Raw genomic sequence first — 22,255 nt, forward strand, 5'->3', positions numbered from 1 at the left:
ACAAACACTGCATAATCCGGCATCTTGCCTTGCCGTCGGCTTCCGTGCGAGCCATCGTCTGTGCTGCGCGATCGAAAGAGATCGGGCCAGATCGGCACGCACGAGAACCCGGGCGCGCCGACTGAATCGAGTGACGTTAAGAGACTTGCCATATACGAGCAGTGATGACTGGCCGGCGATGTCGGCGTCTCCGGACGCCGCTTCGCGTCACACAAACGGTCCGGGTCAGGCTGCTCTTTCTCTTTGACACTCGTCGTGATGGAATCTCGGGGGCCCGACCGGTGAGTCGGCCGTGTGCGGTGCCCGGTGATCCGACAACCGGGTCCGAATCAGGAGGACGGTGACGTGAGCAAGCGCCCCAAGACGGCGAACGCTGTCATGTCGCGTCTCCGCCGGCCGGCAGGCCGGCTGCGGGACCTCCCCATCTGGTCCAAGCTCGGGCTCATCATGCTCGTGCCGACCCTGGCGACGATCGTCGTCGGCACCCAGGGCCTGCTCGACCACATCGACGAGGCCACCAACGCCGAGCGCGCCCGGACGCTGTCCGTGCTCTCCCGGGAGGCCGGCGGGCTCGTCGACCACCTGCAGAACGAGCGCGCCTACGCCGTGATGATCGCGACGACCGACGAGGGCACCAAGGACCGCGACACCGCCGACATCAACTACCGGCGCGAGCACCCGAAGGTCGACGCCGCCAAGCTGCCGTACTCGCAGCAGAAGGCCGCCCTGGACGACATTCCCCCGCAGGTCAACACGCTTCTGGTGAAGCTCGACCGCGACCTCGAGGGGCTTCCCGCGGTCCGCAGCCAGACCTCCAACGGCAACCTCGACATCGAGGACATCGAGTCGGCCTACGGCGCGATGATCGGCGGTCTGCTCAGCGTGCGTGAGGCGTCGGCCCAGCTAGCGCTGGACACCGCGCTGAGCGACCGGCTGCGAGTGGTCGCCGGCGTCGCCCGGTCGAAGGACTTCGTCTCCCAGCAGCGCAACGTCGGTCACAAGATTCTCGAGAACACCAACTTCACGACCGCGCTGCGCCGCGAGTTCCTGCTGACCGACACCGGTTTCGCGATCTCCGACGATGCGATGCGCCGGGTCGCCACCGCCGAGGACGAGGCCCTCGTCGACCGCGTCGTCTCCGGGCCGGCCAAGCGGGCCGCCGACAACATCATCACTCCGCTGAAGAACCTCGGTCTGAACCAGTCCACGCAGATCTCGTTCAACCGGGAGTCGTGGGAAACCTCGATGACCGGCTACAACAACCTGTTCCGCAGCGTCGAGAACCGGCTCGACGGCCAGATCGTCGACCAGGCCACCGACATCCGCGACGACGTGCAGCGCCGGGTCTTCATCGAGACCAGCATCCTGCTCGGCATGCTCCTGCTCGCCATCGTCTTCGCCTGGCTGGTCGCCCGGTCGATGGCCCGCTCCCTGCGCGAGCTGCGCCAGGGCGCGCTCAACGTCGCCCAGTTCGGCCTGCCGCAGGCGGTCGAGCGGCTGCGTGACCCCGCGCTGACCGGCTCGCTCACCCCGGCCCAGGTGGCCGACCAGGTTGCCGAGCCGCTGCCGGTGCGCAGCCGGGACGAGTTCGGACAGGTGACCGAGGCGTTCAACGCCGTCCACCTGGAAGCCGTCCGCACCGCGGCCGAGCAGGCCGCGCTCCGCTCCTCCGTCTCGACGATGTTCGTCAACCTCGCCCGCCGCTCGCAGATCCTGGTCGACCGGCTCATCGGTCACCTCGACCGCCTGGAGCGTGGCGAGGAGGACCCGGACCGCCTGGCCGAGCTCTTCCAGCTCGACCACCTGGCCACCCGGATGCGCCGCAACGACGAGAACCTCCTCGTTCTCGCCGGCGCCGACTCCACCCGGGTCCAGCGCGAGCCCGCCGCCCTCATCGACGTGCTCCGCGCCGCGCAGTCCGAGGTCGAGCACTACACCCGTATCGAGTTCGGCATGATGGACCGGGACATCGAGGTGTCCGCGCACGCGGTCAACGACATGGTCCACCTGGTCGCCGAGCTCTTCGACAACGCGACCGCGTTCTCCCCGCCGAACTCGCACGTCGTGGTCGAGGCCCGGCGTCTCGGCGACGGTGTGGTGCTCTCGGTCGAGGACCGCGGCATCGGCATCAGCCGCGAGCAACTGCGCGACCTCAACGAGCGCCTGGCCAACCCGCCGATGGTGGACGTCGCCGTCTCCCGCATGATGGGCCTGGTCGTGGTCGCCCGGCTGGCGAACCGGCACGGCGTCAAGGTCGAGCTGCGTCCGGCCGACACCGAGCGTGGCACCGTGGCCGACGTCGGCCTGCCGGTCGGCGTGCTGGTGACGCCGGCCATGGCCGCCCGGGTAGCGGCCGGCGCGACCAGCGGCGCCGGATCCTTCGGCGGCACCGAGCACGCCCGTCCCGCGTTCGCCGAGCCGCCGCTGGCGCTCGAGAGCGGCACCAACGGCAGGGGTGGCTACCCCGGCGGGCGCCCCTTCGACCCGAACCCGCCGATTCCCACCGGTGGCATGCTCGGCACCGGTGGCGGTCGTTCCGCCCCGGCCTGGTCCGACCTGACCGGCGCGTCGTCCAACGGCTTCGAGCCGCCGAACGGCTTCGGTGGTTCCTCCAACGGCTTCGGCGGACAGTCCCAGGGCTTCGCCAACGGTGCCGGTGGCGCCAACGGCTACCACGGACCGCGCAGCAACGAGCCGATCCCGCCGCTGCCGCAGGCCGGCCCCCAGGGCTTCGCCGGTGGCGAGGCGCTTCCGCAGCGCCGTAACGGCGAGACGTTCCGGCCGGACGACACGGGTTCCTTCGGGCACACCATCCCGCGCCAGCTTCCGCCCAGCCCGGAGTCGCAGGGCCGGTCGCCCTTCGTGCCGCCGGTCTCGGCGCCGCCGGTGCCGCCTGTCTCCGCGCCGCCGGTGTCGTCCGCGCCGCCGTACGCGGGTGGCCGTCCGGTGTCGGCGCCGCCCGTGTCGGGCCCGCCGATCTCGGCCCCGCCGAGCGCGGACCGGCCGTTCTCGGCCCCGCCGAGCACCAACCGGCCGTTCTCGGCCCCGCCGAGCGTGGACCGGCCGCTGTCGGCCCCGCCCGCCGCCGCCAACCCGCCGGCGTGGCCGCCGGTGTCGGCCGACCGCGAGCACGGCACCCCGCCCGTTCCGGAGAGCCTCGCGGCCGCCCTGGACCTGACCGCCGAGTTCCCGCACTACCGTGCGGAGCGCGCCGGCTCCGGAGCCCAGCCGCAGGTCGCCCGGCCGGCCGGCGCGGAGAAGGCGACGCCGTCGAGAGAGTCGTCGCCGCAGAGCGAGGCCGAGCGGTCCGCCGCGGCCGCCGCGGCGGCGCACGAGGCGGCGACCCAGCAGGCCGCGGCCGCCCAGGCGACCGCCGCCGCGCAGATCGCCGCCGCGCAGGCCGCCGCCCGTCAGCGGGCCGGTGACGGCCAGGCGAAGTTCTCCGACGAGACGATGGAGCTGCCGATTTTCCGGGAGCTCGAGTCGGCCTGGTTCACGACGGCCCGTCCGGCCGAGTCTCGGGTCACCGAGCCGCGGTCCACCGAGCTCGCGCCTCCGGCCGAGCTGCAGGACGACGTGGTCAGCACCCAGCGCTTCTCGACCGGGGAGCCGGCGCGCACGGCCGCCGTGCCGCAGCAGGCCGCCTCGCCGGAGACACGCGACGGTGGCCGGGAGCCGGCACCCGTGGGCGCCGTCGCCACCGGCTCGGCTCCGAACGGCTCGGCCGTCAACGGCACGGCTTCGAACGGCTCGGCCGTCAACGGCACGGCTTCGAACGGCTCGGCCGTCAACGGCACCTCGGCCGGCACACCCGGCGTCGGCGGACCGGTCAACCCGTGGCAGACCGCGGCCGACGAGGGGTGGCATGCCGCTCGCAAGGCCGCCGAGATGCCGGTGGAGACCACGACGACGGCCGGCCTTCCGCGCCGTACGCCGATGGCGCAGCTCGTTCCGGGCGGTGTCGACCGGGCCGAGACCTCGGTGCAACGCCGCACTCCCGAATCGGTGCGTGGGCTGCTGTCCGCGTACCACCGCGGGGTGCAGCGGGGTCGCACGAAGGATCAATCGACCAACCCGGAGGAGACTCCGGGAGGGCAGCAGTCCTCGCAGGCTGGCAAGGAGCATGAGGCATGACAAGTACGCAGGATCTGGGTTGGCTCCTCGCCAACTTCGCCGACCGCGTTCCCGGGGTTGCGCACGCGATCGCGGTCTCCGCCGACGGTCTGCTGCTCGCGGCCTCGCGGGACCTCCCCCGTGACCGTGCCGACCAACTGGCGGCCATCGCCTCCGGCCTGGTCAGCCTGACCCAGGGCGCCGCGCGGTGCTTCGAGGGCGGCGCGGTGCTGCAAACGGTCGTGGAGATGGACAACGGGTTCCTCTTCCTGATGTCGATCTCCGACGGCTCCTCGTTCGCCGTGCTGGCGGCCCGGAGCTGCGACGTCGGCCAGGTGGGCTACGAGATGGCGCTGCTGGTGGACCGCGTGGGCGAGGCTCTGACGCCGGCTCCGCGCTCAGCGGCCGGGGTTCTCGGCTGAACGGATGGTTCTCCGGATCCGTCCGGTATCTGTCCAAACGCTTGACAACACGAGACACTTCTATGGGCCTAGGGATGGGGTGAGCGGTGACGATGCCCGAACGCGATGAGCCGACCGGCGCACTGGTCAGACCGTACGCCGTAACCCGTGGCAGGACCCGGCCCAAGCTGGAGATCGCGCTGGAAGCGCTCGTCGAGACCACCGTCCGCGGCCGTTCCACCGGTACCGGCAGGGGCGGGAGCGAACACCAGTACATCGCGGCGATGTGCGACGGCGGCAGAGTGCAGTCGCTGGCCGAGATCGCCGCACGCATGCAACTACCGCTCGGGGTGGCTCGAGTGATCGTCGCCGACATGGCCCACGACGGCCTGGTGGCGGTCTACGAGCCGACATCGCTGGAGGATGAGACCGATGCGGTGGGTACGGAACTGCTGGAAAGGGTGCTGAGTGGACTTCGCAGGCTCTGACATGGCGCGCCGGCCGACCGCCGGACGCGTGACATCGGCGAAGATTGTCATCGCCGGTGGGTTCGGCGTCGGTAAGACGACGCTGGTGGGGTCCGTCTCGGAGATCACCCCGCTGACCACTGAGGCGATCATGACCTCCGCCGGTGTGGGTGTCGACGACAACCGGCAGGTGCCGGGTAAGACGACGACCACCGTGGCGATGGACTTCGGCCGCATCAGCATCGATCGCGACCTGATCCTGTACCTGTTCGGCACGCCTGGCCAGACGCGTTTCTGGTTCATGTGGGACGAGCTGGTCCGGGGCGCGATCGGCGCCGTCGTCATGGTGGACACGCGTCGGCTCGCCGACTGCTTCGCCGCCATCGACTTCTTCGAGCACCGGCGGCTGCCGTACCTGGTCGCCATCAACTGCTTCGACGGCATGCAGTACCACAACGCCCAGGACGTTCGCGACGCCCTCGCGATCTCCAGCGACGTGCCGGTGGTGAGCTGCGACGCCCGCAACCGCGAGTCGACGAAGAACGTACTCATCTCGCTGGTCGAGTACGTCCTGACGATGCGCCGATCGCGCGCGGTAGCGCCCGCCTGACAGCCGGTCAGAAGTCCCGCTCTGTGCGACAGAGCGGGACTTTTGCATGCTCGGATGCCGTTCATCAAGCGAGCGTTCTCGTCCAGGAAGGACGTATGGCTCGCCGAAGTCGGGATTCCCTCCGGTGTCGCGGGCGGCGGCCTTCGCCCACTTCATGGCCACGGAGGGAGTGCACCCGGACGGAGCGCACGCGGAGGGGCGCATGCGGACGGGGCCATGCCCGGACGGAGTGCGCGGACAGGGCCGCACCCGGACGGAGCGAACGCGGACGGAGCGCACGCGGACGGAGCGCACGCGCACCCGGACGGAGCGCACGCGCACCCGGACGGAGCGCACGCGCACCCGGACGGAGAGCATGGAGCCCCTCGAGAGCCGCTGAGCGCGATGCTGAGCGACCAAAGCCCCGTGGGTGTCAAGAAGGCCAGGCCTCGAAGGCTACGCCTCGGAGACTTGCGCTGAGCTCGATCGGGTAGTCAGCGGCTGGGGTAGCCCGCGTTGCGGTAGTCCTCGACCTCTTGACCGTCGCGGCTGAAGTCCCAGCCGCCTGCGGACTCGCGTCCGGGGCGTCCGCCGATCGCGTAGCCGCCGATCTCCTGGCCGCGGCGCCAGCCGCGGAAGTAGCCGGTGGTGTGTGCCGCGATGCTGGCGGCGTCGCGGACGATGCGCAGCGGCCGCTCCTCGCGCAGGGGGGAGCCCGGCACCAGGTTTGCCTGCGGGACGCGCTTGGGCAGGCCGGCCTTGGTCTCCGCGGCCACCTCCGGCGCCGAGGCCTTCTCCGCCGCGCGCCAGCCGGTGTCCATGGGGCTGGTCCAGTCGAGGTCGGCCGCCGAGGTCGTCGAGGACTCGTCGTGACCGGTGAACCAGGCCGAGCGGGCCGCCGCGAAGATCAGCAGGTCGCCGTCGCCCTCGGCGGGGACCGGTGGGGTGGTGCTGCGGTCGAGGGCGGTCAGCGTGGGGGCGCGACGGGCCGCGGCGCGGCCGTTGCGGCCGGCGCGCTCGTCGACCAGGCGCAGGGACGGCGGCTCGGTGATCGCCGTGATGTCCGCCGAGGTGTTCGCCAGGCCGGACTCCACCAGGCGCAACGCCGGCGGCTCCTTGGGCATGTCCTGCCACGGCGGCTTGACGCGGCCGTCGGCGGGCGGGCCGCTCACCGTGGCGGCCGGCAGGGTGGCCGGCGGCGCGGCCGGGGACTCGGCCGGCTCGTCGCCGTTGAGCAGCGGCCAGTTGGCGCGCGAGCCGGGCTCGGGTGTCTCCGAGGCGGACCGCTGCACCGGCATGGGTAGGGAGAAGTCCGTCGCGCCGGTGCGGGTGCTGGGCGGGATGACCGTGCGCTGGCGCTCGGCGCGGGCGCTGCTCATGGCGGCGTTGGTCAGCGTCGGGCGGAACGGTTGCCCGGCGTCGGCCGGAGGCACCGAGGACGGGCGCGTGCCCGGCGTGATCGGCGTCATTCCCGGCGGGGGCGGCGGCACGGAGACCGGGCGGCTGGCGGGGCCGGGGTTCGGCGTGCGGCTCGGCAGGCCGGCGGCCGGGGCCACCGGCGGCGGCGTCACCGGGCGGGGCGCCAGCGGCGGCGGCATGACCGGCTCCGGCGCGACCGGCGGGGAGGTCATCGGGCGGGGCGTCACCGGGCCGTTGCCCGAGACGGTGGGCTCCGGCCGGCTGCGGCGGCCGAGGCGTGCGGCGGCGGAGGTGCGGGTGGGCAGGCTCGCGGCGTCCGGCTCGGTCGCCCGGCGGGAACCCGCCTGGCGGCGCGCAGTGCCGGCCTGCTGACCGGACCGTGCGGCGAGCGTGCCGACCAGGGCCTCGCACGCCGAGTCGCACGACCGGACCGCGGCGACGGCGTGCCGGATCGCGTCGGCGGCGGCCGGGGCGAGCGCCTTGTTGACGCCGCCGCGGCGGGGCGACTCGCTGATCGCCACGACCAGCGCGGTGACCGCCGAGACGACCTGGTCCTCGGTGCCGGCGCCGGCGCGGGTCAGCTCGACGGCGACCTCCTCGGCGACCTGCTGGGCGTCCTTGCCCCGGCTGGTGAGGCGGCCGGGCTCGGGCAGCGCGTCCAGGACGGCCAGGGCCAGCGGGTGCGCGGGGTCCGGATACGCCCGCAGCGCCGCCGGATACAGCTCCCGCAGCACCTCGCGCAGGGCCATCGCGGCGGCGTGCCGGCCGTCGAGCATGGCGATGTGGGCGGCGAGCACGGGCTTGTAGCTGACCAGCTCGCGCGGCGCCGGGATGGTGACGGCCGCGATGGCGCCGGCCTGCAGTGCGCGGGCGAGGCCCACGGCGCGGCGGGCGGCGGGCGGTGCGGCGATCTCCTCGGGGGACTCGTCGTCGGAGAAACGCTCGGCGAAGTCGTCGGCGGAGTCGTCGTCGGCCACCACGAGGGGGCGTCCGGCGGCGGTCAGCAGGGAGGTGACCGTGTGGTCGTCGCTGTCGGCGGCCACCGCGGCCTCGGCGAAGCCGCTCGTCCGCTCCACGAGCAGCGTGCCGAGCTGGGCGTACCCGGCCGGGTCGTCGCTGATCTCGTGGACGCCGAGCAGCCGGCCCGCGTCGTCCACCACGGCGATGGTCAGTGCCGATCCGGCCGAGGCCGTGCGCACCGTCTCATCAGCCGACGCCAGACCGCAGTACACGCGCACGAGCGCCACGGCGTCGTCCTCCTCCCCAGGTGAGGGTTGTTCGCGACCTACCTCGAGTTGCACGGCTGCCTGGCGGCTGTGCCGAGATCTCCACCGTCGCGAACAATGCTCATCGCTGCTGTTTTCGCCAAGGACTGATGGTCCCTGGTGAGGGTCAGTCGCGCCAGTCCACAGCGGCAGAGATCTTGCCGATGACCGAGCGCCACCCGAGACTCGCCTGCTGCGCCCCGATTTTACGGAGCTTGCGGCGACCGAAGAAACCGCCCATTCCGCCACTTTCCGCGGACCGGAGGGACTCGTCCAGGTCGTCGAGTGGCGACCCCGGTGCCAACGCCAGGATCACCGGCTTCAGCCGCAACGCGTGGCCCAGGTCGCGGGCCACCTCGCCCGCGGCGATGAGTAGCGGCAGGTCCCATGTGTCGTGACCGCCGCGCAGGTTCTCCACCACGAGGTCCAGCTCGTAGCGATCCTCCGGCAGCGGGTCGATGTCGGACGACTGTACCCGCTCGGCCACTGTGTCCCAGGTGTCGAGTTGTGCGAGGTCGTGCGGAGCACCCGATTGAATGAAGGCGACCAGCGACTCGGGGGTCTTGAAGGCCAGCAGTTTGCCGCGGTGGCTCAGGAAGACGGGCACCTCCTCATCCCCCGCTTGGACATCCGCCTCCTCCGCGGCGTCATCCTTGAAGTCCTCGGGGTCGGGCTCCTCGACGACCTCGCCGTCCTCGTTGCGCAGGACGGCGCCGGGCTTGCGGTCCTTCGGGTCGGCCTCGCCCTCGGTGACGAGCGCGGCGAACTCGTCGTCGACGATCGCGCCCTCCGCCGCGGCGGCCCGCGCGGCCGCGGCGCGCTCGCGCGCCTCGAACGGGTCGTCCTCGTCGGTCTCGATCTCGGTGGGAGTGAGCTCCGAGGCCTGCCGGTGCGCCCGCAGCGTCAGCGCCACGCCGCCCGGCATGGCGATCTCTACCGGCGACACCCGGACTTCTTCCCAGAGCGCACGGCCGGATAGGCCTCCCTTGACCGACGAGGTTTCTGCGGCCTCTTCGGGCGACTGGCTGGCCACGCTGACCTCCGGGTTGGTTCTCGCGAGCTGTTCGGACGGGTGAGTCTGGGCACACACCTTAGTGGTCCAACCTGGAAGGAGGCCGACCGCGGTCGGAAACACCCTCCCGCGGGTCAGAAGCCCTTCGGGTGCCAGACGGTCTTGGTCTCCAGCAGTGCCGTCATCGCGCCCAGGCCCGGGTCCGCGGTGAAGTCGGCGGCCTCGGCGCTCGGGCGGACGACCCGCTTGAGGCTGCCGGCGGCGGACCGTTCCAGGTCGGCGGCGAGCGCCGGATCGGTGACCCCGGTCAGGTCGAGCGCGTTCACGTCGTCGTGTGAGGCCAGCCAGGGCGCGACCTCGGCGGCGTGCCCGGTGAGGATGTTGACCACCCCGCCCGGCACGTCGGAGGTGGCCAGCACCTCGGCGAGGGTGACGGCGGCCTGCGGGGCGGCGGCGAGCACGACGACCGTGTTGCCGGTGACGATCGCCGGGGCGATCACGCTGACCAGGCCGAGGAAGGACGGCGGTGCCACCACGGCGACGACCCCGGTGGGCTCCGGGGCGGAGAGGTTGAAGAACGGGCCGGCGACCGGGTTGGCGCCGCCGTGCACCTGTGCGATCTTGTCGGCCCAACCGGCGTACCAGACCCAGCGGTCGATGGCGGCGTCCACCTCGGCGGCCGCGACGCCGCGGGCGACGAACTCCGCGTGGCGCGCCTCGAGCATCTCCGCGACCCGGTAGAGCACCTGTCCCCGGTTGTAGGCGGTCGCCCCCGCCCACTTGGGCTGCGCCGCGCGAGCCGCGACGACGGCATCCCGCGCGTCCTTGCGGGAGGCGAGCACGACGTTGTCGCCGTCCACGAGATAGGTCCGTCCTGATTCGCTGCGCGGGAAGGCCCCGCCGATGAAGAGCTTGTAGGTCTTGCGGACCGCCAGCCGTCCGGCGCCGCCGGGGCGGGAAACGTCCGCCACGGCCGCCGGGACGGCCGAGGTCGCTCCGGCCTTGACCGCGGACGACCTTCGGACCGCGACGGCCTTGCCGGCCGCCACGGTGCCGGGCTTGCGCGAGCGGGAAGAGGATGACTCAGGCAAGGTACGCCTCCAGACCGTGCCGGCCGCCCTCACGGCCGTATCCGGACTCCTTGTAACCGCCGAAGGGCGAGGTCGGGTCGAACTTGTTGAACGTGTTGGCCCACACCACGCCCGCGCGCAGCTTGTCGGCCACGGCGAGGATCTGCGAGCCCTTCTCGGTCCAGATGCCGGCCGACAGCCCGTACGGCGTGTTGTTGGCCTTCTCGATCGCCTCCGCGGGGGTGCGGAAGGTGAGCACCGACAGCACCGGCCCGAAGATCTCCTCGCGGGCGATCCGGTGCGCCTGGGTGACCCCGGTGAAGATCGTCGGGGCGAACCAGAAGCCCTGCGCCGGCAGCTCGCACGGCGGGGACCAGCGCTCGGCGCCTTCCTCGGCGCCGATGTCGGAGAGCGTACGGATGCGCGCCAGTTGCTCCGCCGAGTTGATCGCGCCGATGTCGGTGTTCTTGTCCAGCGGATCGCCGACCCGCAGGGTGGCCATCCGGCGCTTGAGCGCCTCGATCACCTCGTCGTAGACCGACTCCTGGATGAGCAGCCGGGAGCCGGCGCAGCAGACGTGGCCCTGGTTGAAGAAGATGCCGTTGACGATGCCCTCGACCGCCTGGTCGATCGGTGCGTCGTCGAAGACGATGTTGGCCGCCTTCCCGCCGAGCTCCAGGGTGAGGCGCTTGCGGGTGCCGGCGACCGAGCGGGCGATCTGGCGGCCGACCTCGGTGGAGCCGGTGAACGCCACCTTGTCGACGCCCGCGTGCTCGACCAGGGTCCGCCCGGTCTCGCCGGCGCCGGTGACGATGTTGACCACGCCGGGCGGGAGCTCGGCCTGGCGGCAGACGTCGGCGAAGAACAGCGCCGACAGCGGCGTGGTCTCGGCCGGCTTGAGCACGACCGTGTTGCCGGTGGCCAGCGCGGGCGCGATCTTCCAGGCGAGCATCAGCATCGGGAAGTTCCACGGGATGACCTGCGCGGCGACTCCCAGCGGACGGGGGTTGTCGCCGAAGCCCGCGTGCCTCAGCTTGTCGGCCCAGCCGGCGTAGTAGAAGAAGTGCGCCGCGGCGAGCGGGAGGTCGACGTCGCGGGACTCCCGGATCGGCTTGCCGTTGTCGAGCGACTCGAGCACCGCCAGCTCGCGGGAGCGCTCCTGGACGATCCGGGCGATGCGGAAGAGGTACTTGGCGCGTTCGGCGCCGGGCAGCGCGGACCACGGCCCGGCCGCGCGCCGCGCCGCGGCCACGGCCCGGTCGACGTCCTCGGGCCCGGCGGTGGAGACCTCCGCCAGGACCTCCTCGGTGGCCGGGTTCACGGTCTTGAAGACCCCGCCGGAGGACGCCGGCGAAACGAACTCTCCGTCGATGAAGAGACCGTACGAGGGTGCGATGTCGACGACCGAGCGGGACTCCGGGGCGGGGGCGTATTCGAACATCTCTTACCGGTTTTCTACTCGCAGTGCGGCGAAGCCGCTTCTCGGCGGGCTCAGTCCAGCGTGAAGTAGTCAGGGCCGGCGTAATGGCCGGTGGCGATTTTGGTGCGCTGCATCAGCAGGTCGTTGAGCAGCGAGGAGGCCCCGAAGCGGAACCAGTCGGGATCGAGCCAGTCGTCGCCGACGGTCTCGTTGATCATCACCAGGTACTTGATGGCGTCCTTGGTGGTGCGGATGCCGCCGGCGGGCTTGACCCCGACCTGTCGTCCCGTACGGGCCCGGAAGTCCCGGACCGCCTCGAGCATCACGAGCGTGACCGGCAGGGTCGCCGCCACCGGAACCTTGCCGGTGGAGGTCTTGATGAAGTCGGCGCCGGCCAGCATCGCCAGCCAGGAGGCGCGGCGGACGTTGTCGTACGTCCCCAGCTCGCCCGTCTCGAGGATCACCTTGAGGTGCGCGGAACCGCACGCCTCCTTCACCGCGACGATCTCGTCGAACACGTGGTCGTAGCGTCCGGCGAGGAACGCGCCCCGGCTGATCACCATGTCGATCTCGTCGGCGCCGCCGGCGACGGCGTCGCGGGTGTCGGCGAGTTTGACGTCGAGCGGCGCCTGGCCGGAGGGGAATGCGGTGGCCACGCTCGCCAGGTGCACGCCGGTGCCGCGCAGCACCTCGGCGGCGACCGGGACCATGGCGGGGTAGACGCAGACCGCGGCGACGCCGGGGCAGCCCGGGTCGGCCGGATCGGGGCGCACCGCCTTGGCGGAGAGGGCGCGCACCTTGCCGGGGGTGTCGGCGCCCTCGAGGGTGGTCAGGTCGACCATGCGGATCGCGAGGTCGATGGCGGCCGCCTTGGCGCTGGTCTTCACCGACCGGGTGCCGAGCGCCGCCGCCCGCGCCTCGACCCCGACCTTGTCGACTCCGGGCAGCCCGTGCAGGAAGGACCGGAGGCTGAAGGAGGAATCGGACAGGTCGGACAGCCTCGACGTCGTCGTCGCAGTCATGAATCGGAGTCTACGCGGCCCACCAACAGTTGATCTTGAATAACCCCGGTAGGTTGAGCGGCGTGGACGTACTTGTCGTTGATCACCCGCTGGCCCAGACCCGACTCACCGTCATGCGCGACGCCAGGACGGACTCCGGCGTGTTCCGCGCCGCCCTGCACGAGCTCACCACCATGGTCGTCTACGAGGCCGCCCGCGCCTTCGCCGTCGAGCAGTTCCCGATCAGCACCCCGGTCGCCCCGACCCAGGGCACCCGGCTGGCCAACCCGCCGCTGATCGTGCCCGTGCTGCGTGCGGGGCTGGGCATGGCCGACTCCGCGCTGGCCCTGCTCCCCGAGTCGTCCATGGGCTTCGTCGGCCTGGCCCGCGACGAGGACACGTACGAGCCGCGCGCCTACATGGAGTCCCTGCCGGGTGACCTCTCCGGCCTGCCGGTGCTGGTTCTCGACCCGATGGTGGCCACCGGTGGCTCGCTGGTGCACTGCTGTCAGCTCCTGGTCGACCGAGGTTGCACGGACGTGACCATCTGCTGCGTGCTGGCGGCGCCGGAAGGCATCCAGCGGCTGAAGGACTCCGGCCTGCCCCTGCGGCTGGTGACCGCCAGCATCGACGAGGGACTGAACGAGAAGATGTACATCGTTCCCGGCCTCGGCGACGCCGGCGATCGCCAATTCGGCGGCATGCCCCGGTTCTGACTCACAGTAGTGACGTCTCGGGCCCTCAGGAGCCGTCATTCAGGCTCCCGATGCCTGGTCAGAGCCGTTCGGCGTCTGCGCAGAGTAATCAGTATGGGCGAGGGCATGCTGTACTGTGGCGTCCGCCGCGGTGTTATTGCGGCATGAAGGCCCGGTCACGCAAGCTGCACGACAAGTGACCAGAGGCTTCCCCGCATCTGAAGCTGTGCGTATCCAGGAGGACCCTTCATGACGGCAACCCACGCCGCCATCCCACCCGCTCGCCCGGTGATCGGCGACGCCGAGATCGAGGCCGCCGTGCGCGTGCTGCGCAGCGGCATGGTCGTGCAAGGCCCCGAGGTCGCGGCGTTCGAGCGTGAGTTCGGCGAGCTGGTCGCCGGCCGGCACTGCGTCGCCGTCAACTCCGGCACCTCGGCCCTGCAGCTCTCGCTGATGGCGCTGGGCTTCGGCCCGGGCGACGAGATCATCGTCCCGTCCTTCTCGTTCGCCGCCAGCGCGAACGCGGTCCGCCTGGTCGGGGCCACCCCGATCTTCGTGGACATCGAGGCCGGCTCGTTCTGCATCGACCCGGACGCGGTCGCCGCGGCGATCACCCCGCGCACGGTGGCGATCATGCCGGTGCACCTGTACGGCCACCCCGCCGCGATGGACCGGATCATGCCGATCGCCGAGGCGCACGGCCTCGCCGTGGTGGAAGACGCCGCGCAGGCTCACGCCGCCGCCCTGAACGGCACGCCGGTGGGTGCCTTCGGCGCGGTCGGGTGCTTCAGCTTCTACCCGACCAAGAACATGCACTCGCTCGAGGGCGGCATGGTCACCACCGCCGACGCCGAGCTGGCGCGCAAGCTGCGGCTGCTGCGCAACCAGGGCATGGAGGCGCGCTACCAGAACGAGATCGTCGGCGCGAACATGCGGATGACCGACGTCGCCGCCGCGATCGGCCGGGTGCAGTTGACCCAGCTCGCCGGCTGGACCGACCAGCGCCGCGCCAACGCCGCCTACCTGGACGAGCGGCTCACCGGCGTCGTCACGCCGCCGGTCGCCGGGGGCGCGAAGCACGTCTACCACCAGTACACGATCCGGTTCACCGGCGACCGTGACGCGTTCCAGGCCGGGCTCAAGGAGCGCGGGATCGGCAACGCGGTCTACTACCCGACGCCGATCCACCGGCTGCTGCCGTACCTGAACGAGGACGGCACGCCGGGCCCGTGGAAGCTGCCGGAGACCGACCGGGCCGCCGAGGAGGTCGTGTCGCTGCCGATCTTCCCGGGGCTGACCACCGAGGAGCTGGACCGCATCGCCGAGGCCGTGAACGCCGTGGCGGTGCAGGCATGAACGCGGGGCTGCGGGCGGGACTGATCGGCCTCGGCGCCATGGGGCGCAACCACGCCCGGGTGCTGAACCTGCTGGACGGCGTCGAGCTGGTCGGCGTGCTGGACCCGGCGCCGGGCGCGGCCGCGCCCGGCGGCGTGCCGGTGGTCGCGGACCTCGAGCAGTTCATCGGCCTGGGGCTGGACTACGCGGTCGTGGCCTGCCCGACCGGCCTGCACGAGGAGATCGGCCTGCGGCTGGCGGAGGCCGGCATCAACGCGCTGATCGAGAAGCCGTTGGCGCCCTCGCTGGAGGCGTCGCTGCGACTGGTCGAGGCGTTCGAGAGCCGCGGGCTCGTCGGCGCGGTCGGGCACATCGAGCGGTACAACCCGGCCCTGCAGAGCCTGCGGTCCCGGCTGGAGGCCGGCGAGCTCGGCGACATGTACCAGATCGTCACGCGCCGGCAGGGCCCGTTCCCGGGCCGGATCGCCGACGTCGGCGTGGTCATGGACCTGGCCACCCACGACATCGACCTGACCGCCTGGGTGACCGGCCGCAGCTACGTGGACATCTCCGCGCGGACGGTGTCGCGCAGCGGGCGCCCGCACGAGGACATGGTGTCCGCGGTCGGCTTGATGCAGGACGGCCTGGTGGCCAACCACCTGGTCAACTGGCTCAGCCCGATGAAGGAGCGGTCGACGGTCATCACCGGCGCCAAGGGCTGCTTCATCGCGGACACGCTCACCGCCGACCTGACCTTCTACGCCAACGGTGCGATCGGCACCGAGTGGGAGGCGCTGCGCGCGTTCCGCGGGGTGTCCGAGGGCGACATGGTCCGGTATGCGATCCCGAAGCGGGAGCCGCTGCTCGTCGAGCACGAACGCTTCCGGGACGCCGTGGAGGGCAAGGAGAGCGACATCGTCACCCTCCGCCAGGGCATGCGTACGGTCGAGGTGGCGGAGGCCGTACTCCGCTCGGCCAGCAGCGGGTCCACGGTCGCAATTCCCGCGAAGCAGGCCTGATGTCCGGCCCGGTCGCCGTCGTCACGCCGTGGTATCCCAGCACCCAGTTGCCGTTCCGTGGTGCGTTCGTCCAGGCCATGACGGAGGCGACCGCGCCGGGCACGGCGTCGTTCACCGTGTACCACTGCGATAGCTGGGTAGCCCGGCTCTCGGCTGACGAGGACGCCCGGATCGCCGACGCGGTCCGGGCGCTCATGCCCGTGGCGGGTACGCCCAGCCGTACGGTCGGCGGCGCCGATCTGGTGACCGTGCCCGTGCCGATGCCCCGGGCGCTGCCGTTCGCGGAGCAGGCGCGGCGAGCCGCCGCGTCGCTCAAGGTGGCTCTCGGTGGACGGCCCATCGCCGCGCCGGTCGTGCACGCGCACGTCGGCCTGTTGGGTGGCCTACCGGCCCTGCGCAACATGCGCTCCGACAGCCGGCTCTTCGTGACCGAGCACGCCACCTTCCTGGACCGGATGCTCGCCGAGCCGGACGGCCGGGCCGGCTACGCCGAGGTGCTCGCCGCCTGTGAGGCCTTCTTCGTGGTCGGCGATCCCCTGCGCGCGCAGCTTGCGGAGGCGTTCCCGGAGCACGCGGACAAGCTGCGGTCGATCGCCAACCCGATCGACTTCGCGACCCCGCGCGCCGAGCCGGTGAAGTCGCTGCACCGCTGGCTGTTCGTCGGCGGGCTGATCGAGCGCAAGGGCGTCGGCTGGCTGCTCGAGGCGTTCGCCGTCTGCCGCCGGCAGGAGCCCGCCCTGACCCTGACCCTGGTGGGCGAGGGCGAGCTGCGCGGCCGGCTGGGCGAGCGGGCCGAGGAACTGGGTGTCGCCGACGCCGTGACCTTCGCCGGTGCGCTGTCGCCCGTGGAGGCGCTGGGCCTGATGCGTGAGCACGACGTGCTCGTGCATCCGAGCCGGTACGAAACCTTCGGCGTGGTGGTGGTCGAGGCGGCCGCGGCGGGTATGCCGGTGATCGTCACCCGGTGCGGCGGCCCGGAGCAGACCCTGGCGGGAATCGAGTCCGACGCCGGCCAACTGATCGAGGTGGAGGAGGACAGCACCGCCATCGTGGCCGGATACGAGCAGTTGCGCGACCGCTTCCCCGGCGGCATGGACCTGGACCGCGCCCGGCGGGTCCTGGCCGACCGGTTCGGTTATCAGGCCGTCGCCCGTCAGCACCACGACGCCTGGTTCTCCTCGCCGTCGGCGGACCCGAGCTGAGCGAGTCTTCTCCGCCACCGATCGACGACAGCATCATGGAGCATCATGCGCGTTCTATTTCTTGCCCTGGGCGCCGGCCGGCGGCTGGCGGTGACCGGAGAGAGCCGCACGCTGACCGAGCGCGGTGAACGCCCGGTCGTGCTGGTCGACAAGGCGCAGACCTGGGCCGACGAGGAGTTCGCCGCCGGCGTGCAGGTTGTCGCGCTGGCCGGACTGGGCGGGCGGCACTGGCCGCTGACCGCCGAGCGCCTCGTCCTGCACCGGGCGCCGGCGGCCCTGCTCCGCCGCGTCGGCGGCCGCCGCGGCAAGCGGCTGGCGTCGGCGTACGACCGGCGCATCGGTCGCCCACTGCACCGCCGCGTGTTCCTGCCCCTGTACGGTCGGCTGTGGCGAGACGCCGCCGACCGCCCGTTGGCCGAGTTCCGCCGCCGGTGGGGACGGTTCGACGCGATCGTGGTGACGGACCCGCAGTCGTTCCCCGTGGCACAGCGTCTCGCCGGCGACGAGCGGCACCGGCCGCGCGTCGCGTTCCGCATCGATCAGCTGACCACCGCCGACCGTGAGGACAAGGAATGACCGCGAGCGAACGGCGTCCTCGCCTGCTCTATCTCGCCTTCTACTTCCCCCCGTCGCGGGCCAGCGGCGTCTACCGGGCCCGCGCGACGGCGAACCACTTCGCCGCCGCCGGCTGGGACGTCACCGTCTTCGCCGCGCCGCTGGGGTTCCTGTACGACGTGATCGGCTCGACCGACGAGAAGCTGCTCGAAACCGTCGACCCGCGGATCGCCGTCGAACGCCCCGAGCTCGACACCTTCCGGTGGGAGCACGAGCTGCAGAACATGAGCTGGTTCCGCGGCACGATGCCCACCGCGTCCAAGAAACTCTTCGACTGGTACGAGGCCAGGCAGTTCCCCGAGCAGTACGTGTCCTGGGCGCGGTCGTCGGTCGGCAAGGCGCTCAAGCTGCACCGGCGGGATAAGTTCGACGCGGTCCTGGCCACCGGCAACCCGTTCGCCGCCTTCGCCGCGGGCTGGGCGATCGGCAAGCTGGCGAGGATCCCGTACGTGATCGACTATCGCGACTCCTGGACCCTCGACCTGTTCAAGGACGAGCCGGCCTACCCACCGAAGCATCCGACGTGGAAGTGGGAACGTCGGGTGATCGGCGGCTCCGCGGCGACCGTCTTCGTGAACAACGCGCTGCGTGACTGGCACGCCGAGCGGTATCCCGGGGCGGCGGACCGGATGATGGTCGTGCCGAACGGATGGGATCCGGACCTGCTCGAACTGCCTCCCGCCGAGCCGGTGGAGACGGCGACGCCGCAGGGCCCGCTCAAGTTCGGCTATCTCGGCACGATCACCACCCATCAGCCGGTGGAGGAGATGGCGGAGGCCTTCCGGATCGCCCGCGCCCACCCGGATCTGTCCGGCGCCGAACTCAACATCTACGGGCATCTCGGCTTCTTCAAGCACAGCCACGCCAGCTTCCTGCCACGGCTCGGCTTCGACGCCACCGGCCAGGTCGACCCCGAGCTGGACGCCGGGCTGCGGTTGCGCGGGCCGGTCTCGAAGACCGAGGTGTCGTCGGTCTACGCCGACAGCGACGTGCTGGTCTTCCTGGCCGCCGGCGGCCGGTACGTCACCTCGGGAAAGATCTTCGAGTACATGGCCACCGGCCGGCCCATCGTCTCGGTCCACGCGCCGGACATCGCCGCGCGGGAGGTCCTCGAGGGCTATCCGCTGTGGTTCCGCGCGGACAGTCTCGATCCCGAGAAGGTGGCGCAGTCCTTCATCGAAGCCGGCCAGGCGGCCCGCGAGGCCACCGCGGACGTACGCGCGGCGGCCCGCCGGCATGCCGACACCTTCAAGCGCGACACCCTGCTGGCCCCCCTGGAGGCCCGCATGCGCACCCTCGTCCGACCGTCGACCGTTCAGGAGCAGTCGTCGTGAGCACGTCAGCCGTCCCGGGCACCACGCCGCGCGTCGTCGTCATCGCCCTGAACTACAAGCTCACCACGCGGGTACGTTCCTACGTACAGGACCTGGCCGATGCCGGGGTGGACATCGACCTGCTGGTCGCGGAGACCGGCAGCACGGCCGATGCCGACCTCGATGCCCGGGTCCGGGTCCACCGGGTGCTCGACGTGGAGGTGCACGACGTCCTGATCCGGCGGATCGTCCGCGGCGTCCTGTTCACCTTCCCCACCAAGGCGTTCGGCAAGGCTCGGTCGATGACGGTCGGCCGGCCGGCGCTGAAGAAGGTGGACGCGGGACTGGCGCTGACCCGGCGCACCCAGTCGTGGGTCTCCAGGGGCATCCACAAGAAATTGTTCTGGCCGACGTTCCGTGCAGTGCGCCCGCTGATCCTGGCCCGCAGGGGCCGGGGACCCGCGATGGAACTGGACCTGGCGGGGGCGGACCGGATCGTGGCCGCCGACCAGCCGGCCGTGCCCCTGGCCTGGCGGCTGGCGCGGCGTTACCCCGGGGTGCGCGCGACGACGGCCCTGGACCGCAAGCCGTACGTCGGCGACAAGTAGGAGGAACGGGCCGCCGTCAGCGGGCGGCGAAGCGCTCGGCCAGCACCTGGACGACCCGTTTCGCCGCCGCGCCGTCCCCGTACGGGGTGCCGCGCCCGGCCTGTGGCGCGGGGCGGGTCGCCAGCGAGGTCCAGTCGTCGCCGAGCTCGTCGGGGTGGTTCACGAGGTGGTTCCAGCCGTCCTCGAGCGTCTCCACCCACTCCGTCTCGCTGCGCAGGGTCGTGCACGGGCGGCCCAGGAGGAAGGCCTCCTTCTGCAGGCCTCCCGAGTCGGTGACCACGCCGACGGAGCCGAGCACGCCGGCCACCATCGAGGCGTACGGCAGCGGCGTCCCCACGTGCACCGCACCCTGCTGCAGCTTCAGCCCGTGGGCCTCGGCCCGGGCCACGAGCCGCGGGTGGGCCAGCAGCGCCACCGGCACCGGCAGCTTGGCCAGCGCACCCAGCAGCTCGGCCAGCCGCTTCGGGTCGTCGGTGTTCTCCGCGCGGTGCAGCGTGGCGAGCAGGTACGGCTGCTCGGGGTCGATGCCGTCCGGCAGCGCGGGAGCGGTGTGCCGACCCGCCAGGACGTCGTCGCGGACCCGCAGGCAGACGTCGACCATCACGTCGCCGACCAGCTCGGTACGGTCGCCGAGGCCCTCGTCGCGCAGGTGGCGGACCGCTTCCTCGGTGGGCGCGAGCAGCAGGTCGGCCGCGTGGTCGGTGAGCACGCGGTTGTGCTCCTCCGGCATGCGGCGGTTGAACGAGCGCAGGCCGGCCTCGAGGTGCGCGACCGGGATGTGCATCTTGACCGCGGACACGGCGCCGGCCAGCGTCGAGTTGGTGTCGCCGTAGACCAGGACCCAGTCCGGCCGCTCCCGCTCCAGCACCGGGTCCATCGCGCTGAGCACGGCGCCGGTCTGCACGCCGTGGCTGCCGGAACCCACGCCCAGGTGGACGTCCGGCGCCGGAATGCCGAGACCGGTGAAGAACACGTCGGAGAGATTCACGTCGTAGTGCTGTCCGGTGTGGACGATGACGTGTTGGTGTTCGGTGTTCGCGAAGGCCTGTGCGATGGGCGCCAGCTTCACCAGCTGCGGCCGGGCGCCGACGATGCTCACAACCTTCATCGCAGTCTTCTCCGTGGGTTCGGGACGGTTGGTCGAGTTCGACGGCCACCATACAGGGGCGGGATCACTGCCCCGGACGGCCGCCGGACTTATCCCGCTTGCGCCAGATGCGGACGAGGCCGACCGGCACGCTGACGATGGCCCGGGTCGGCCGGCGCGCGCCCTGCACCACGGTCGCCCCGACTCTGAAGGAGGTGGAGGCGCGCAGGTCGGCGGCCTCCTTGCGGGCCCGGGCGACCCGGCTCTCCGCCGCGGTGACCGCGGCGTCGCGAGCCTTGATCTCCTTCTCCAGGTGCCGGATGCGTTCGTCCTGTTCCTTCACCCGGTCGGCCGTTTCGGCCAGCTTGCGACGCAGGGGACGGCTGAGCAGATCGCCGAACACGTACTCACCGGTGAGCCGCAGCAGGGCGCGCAGGTCGGGGGTCTCCTCGTCCAGCGCGACCGGCGTGTCCGACAGGTGGGTACGCAGCGGTGCGAGGCGATCGACCCGGGCGGCCAGGACGGCGCAGTGCGCTCCGTGCCGCGAGACCTTGTCCAGCGGCACGACCTGAAGAACCTGGCATCCCGCGGTGACCAGCTCGTCCAGCAGCCGGTGGTACGGCAGGTCCGGCACCGCCCAGCCGAGCAGTAGCAGCGCCCGGCCGCCGACGGGCAGCTCCCGCAGGGCCGGAGCGACCGTTTCCGCGTCGACGTGCGTCTCGGGCCTGGGGCCCACGAAGGCGACCACCACCGTGTCGGGATCCATCTTCTCGCCGCCCGGCACATACTTCCGGTACGCCGACGACGCCGGAGCGCGCAGCAACTCCTTGAGCGTTTCTCCGCTATCGCTCACTTCCACGACGGTCTTCGCGTCACCGACGAGGGGAAGCAGTTCCTGAATGAGCATGTCCTCGCCGATTCTCAGCCGATGCGGGTGAAGGTGTAGAGACCGATGGGGCTCCGCCGGAAGCGGTAGGGCTCCCAGCCGTCGAAACGCATGCCGCAGGCGTCCAGCAGGGGCAGATACTGGTCGCGGCCGCGGACCACCTGGTAGTTGCCGTAGACCCGGTCGCCATCCTCGCCCCAGTCGCCGATGATGAGTTTGCCACCCAGCCGGACCAGTGACGCCAGGTTGCGGGTGGACCGGGCCCACTCCGCGTCGTCCAGGATGTGGAACAGCACGTCGATCGTGAAGACGGCGTCGTAGAGCCAGGGCGTACGCCAGCCGGAGAGCGTCGTCTGGTGGTAGCGCGGGCCGCCGCCGAGCTCCCGGCAATGCGCGATCGCCGCCTCGCTGCCGTCGATGCCGTCGACCTGATGGCCGAACTTGGCCAGCTCCCGGCTGAAGTAGCCCTTGCCGCACCCGGCATCGAGCAGATACAGCGGCGCCACGGGGTTGTTCTGCAGACCGACGCGGTCCATCAACATGGTGAGGCGCCGCAGGTAGAACATATAGTTGGTCGCTTCGTCGAACGAGATGTCGCCGCCGGACCGCAGGTCGCTCTCCTGCTGGTGGCGCTCGTTCCAGTATTTCGAGGCTTCCGCGTCGGTCAGAAGCGTCATGACATGATCCACCTTCGCAGCGGGAGGTGACGCGAACCTGCGCAGAGTAGTACCTCGGTGC

General features: G+C 71.7%; 19 protein-coding genes. 11 read left to right on the forward strand and 8 right to left on the reverse strand.

The window, feature by feature from the left end:
• Positions 1 to 345 precede the first annotated feature (345 nt).
• From EDD30_RS23665 to EDD30_RS23680, 4 genes are all read left to right on the forward strand, one after another.
• Positions 346 to 4,134 (forward strand): nitrate- and nitrite sensing domain-containing protein, encoded by a 3,789-nt coding sequence (locus EDD30_RS23665; RefSeq protein ID WP_123678478.1) that lies wholly within the window; start codon positions 346 to 348, stop codon positions 4,132 to 4,134.
• A complete protein-coding gene (locus tag EDD30_RS23670) occupies positions 4,131 to 4,535 on the forward strand; it encodes a roadblock/LC7 domain-containing protein (protein ID WP_014447580.1) in 405 nt (134 codons plus the stop codon). The genes EDD30_RS23665 and EDD30_RS23670 overlap by 4 nt, the downstream gene beginning before the upstream one ends.
• A gap of 92 nt (positions 4,536 to 4,627) precedes the next feature.
• Positions 4,628 to 5,002 (forward strand): DUF742 domain-containing protein, encoded by a 375-nt coding sequence (locus EDD30_RS23675; protein ID WP_071807367.1) that lies wholly within the window; start codon positions 4,628 to 4,630, stop codon positions 5,000 to 5,002.
• 1 nt (position 5,003) lies between these two features.
• Positions 5,004 to 5,591, forward strand: a complete 588-nt coding sequence (locus EDD30_RS23680; protein WP_071807363.1) for a GTP-binding protein — start codon at positions 5,004 to 5,006, stop codon at positions 5,589 to 5,591.
• 473 nt (positions 5,592 to 6,064) lie between these two features.
• Here EDD30_RS23680 and EDD30_RS23690 read toward each other — a convergent pair whose 3' ends face one another.
• From EDD30_RS23690 to deoC, 5 genes are all read right to left on the reverse strand, one after another.
• Positions 6,065 to 8,236, reverse strand: a complete 2,172-nt coding sequence (locus EDD30_RS23690) for a transposase (protein ID WP_244945378.1) — start codon at positions 8,234 to 8,236, stop codon at positions 6,065 to 6,067.
• Positions 8,237 to 8,381: 145 nt separating this feature from the next.
• Complete coding sequence (locus tag EDD30_RS23695) at positions 8,382 to 9,287, reverse strand: DNA primase (protein WP_084556720.1); 906 nt, start codon at positions 9,285 to 9,287, stop codon at positions 8,382 to 8,384.
• 113 nt (positions 9,288 to 9,400) lie between these two features.
• Positions 9,401 to 10,237 carry an aldehyde dehydrogenase family protein gene (locus tag EDD30_RS23700; RefSeq protein WP_071807366.1) on the reverse strand — a complete coding sequence of 279 codons (837 nt, stop codon included), beginning with the start codon at positions 10,235 to 10,237 and terminating at the stop codon, positions 9,401 to 9,403.
• A gap of 112 nt (positions 10,238 to 10,349) precedes the next feature.
• Positions 10,350 to 11,777 carry an aldehyde dehydrogenase family protein gene (locus tag EDD30_RS23705; protein ID WP_071807359.1) on the reverse strand — a complete coding sequence of 476 codons (1,428 nt, stop codon included), beginning with the start codon at positions 11,775 to 11,777 and terminating at the stop codon, positions 10,350 to 10,352.
• Between the two features lie 50 nt (positions 11,778 to 11,827).
• Entirely contained in the window at positions 11,828 to 12,778 is a 951-nt protein-coding gene (gene deoC, locus EDD30_RS23710) for a deoxyribose-phosphate aldolase (protein ID WP_071807358.1), read from the reverse strand.
• 62 nt (positions 12,779 to 12,840) lie between these two features.
• Here deoC and upp point away from each other — a divergent pair, with 62 nt between their 5' ends.
• From upp to EDD30_RS23745, 7 genes are all read left to right on the forward strand, one after another.
• Entirely contained in the window at positions 12,841 to 13,473 is a 633-nt protein-coding gene (gene upp, locus EDD30_RS23715) for a uracil phosphoribosyltransferase (protein WP_071807357.1), read from the forward strand.
• A gap of 228 nt (positions 13,474 to 13,701) precedes the next feature.
• Entirely contained in the window at positions 13,702 to 14,808 is a 1,107-nt protein-coding gene (locus EDD30_RS23720; protein ID WP_123678479.1) for a DegT/DnrJ/EryC1/StrS family aminotransferase, read from the forward strand.
• On the forward strand, positions 14,805 to 15,806 hold the full coding sequence (locus EDD30_RS23725) for a Gfo/Idh/MocA family protein (RefSeq protein ID WP_071810175.1): 1,002 nt from the start codon (positions 14,805 to 14,807) through the stop codon (positions 15,804 to 15,806). Before EDD30_RS23720 ends, EDD30_RS23725 begins: the two co-directional genes overlap by 4 nt.
• Positions 15,806 to 17,008, forward strand: coding sequence for a glycosyltransferase family 4 protein (locus EDD30_RS23730; protein WP_244945379.1), 1,203 nt, complete (start codon positions 15,806 to 15,808; stop codon positions 17,006 to 17,008). The genes EDD30_RS23725 and EDD30_RS23730 overlap by 1 nt, the downstream gene beginning before the upstream one ends.
• A gap of 45 nt (positions 17,009 to 17,053) precedes the next feature.
• Positions 17,054 to 17,584, forward strand: coding sequence for a hypothetical protein (locus EDD30_RS23735; RefSeq protein WP_071810176.1), 531 nt, complete (start codon positions 17,054 to 17,056; stop codon positions 17,582 to 17,584).
• Positions 17,581 to 18,957 (forward strand): glycosyltransferase, encoded by a 1,377-nt coding sequence (locus EDD30_RS23740; RefSeq protein ID WP_071810177.1) that lies wholly within the window; start codon positions 17,581 to 17,583, stop codon positions 18,955 to 18,957. Before EDD30_RS23735 ends, EDD30_RS23740 begins: the two co-directional genes overlap by 4 nt.
• Positions 18,954 to 19,544 carry a hypothetical protein gene (locus EDD30_RS23745; protein ID WP_071810178.1) on the forward strand — a complete coding sequence of 197 codons (591 nt, stop codon included), beginning with the start codon at positions 18,954 to 18,956 and terminating at the stop codon, positions 19,542 to 19,544. Before EDD30_RS23740 ends, EDD30_RS23745 begins: the two co-directional genes overlap by 4 nt.
• 16 nt (positions 19,545 to 19,560) lie before the next feature.
• Here the strand turns inward: EDD30_RS23745 and wecB are convergent, their stop codons facing one another.
• The 3 genes from wecB to EDD30_RS23760 form a co-directional block, all read right to left on the reverse strand.
• On the reverse strand, positions 19,561 to 20,652 hold the full coding sequence (gene wecB, locus EDD30_RS23750) for a non-hydrolyzing UDP-N-acetylglucosamine 2-epimerase (RefSeq protein ID WP_071810179.1): 1,092 nt from the start codon (positions 20,650 to 20,652) through the stop codon (positions 19,561 to 19,563).
• A gap of 64 nt (positions 20,653 to 20,716) precedes the next feature.
• A complete protein-coding gene (locus EDD30_RS23755) occupies positions 20,717 to 21,538 on the reverse strand; it encodes a hypothetical protein (RefSeq protein ID WP_071810180.1) in 822 nt (273 codons plus the stop codon).
• A 14-nt stretch (positions 21,539 to 21,552) separates the two neighbouring features.
• On the reverse strand, positions 21,553 to 22,194 hold the full coding sequence (locus EDD30_RS23760; protein ID WP_071810181.1) for a class I SAM-dependent methyltransferase: 642 nt from the start codon (positions 22,192 to 22,194) through the stop codon (positions 21,553 to 21,555).
• Between the last annotated feature and the right edge of the window lie 61 nt (positions 22,195 to 22,255).

The organism is Couchioplanes caeruleus (assembly GCF_003751945.1).
Classification (GTDB): Bacteria; Actinomycetota; Actinomycetes; order Mycobacteriales; family Micromonosporaceae; genus Actinoplanes; species Actinoplanes caeruleus.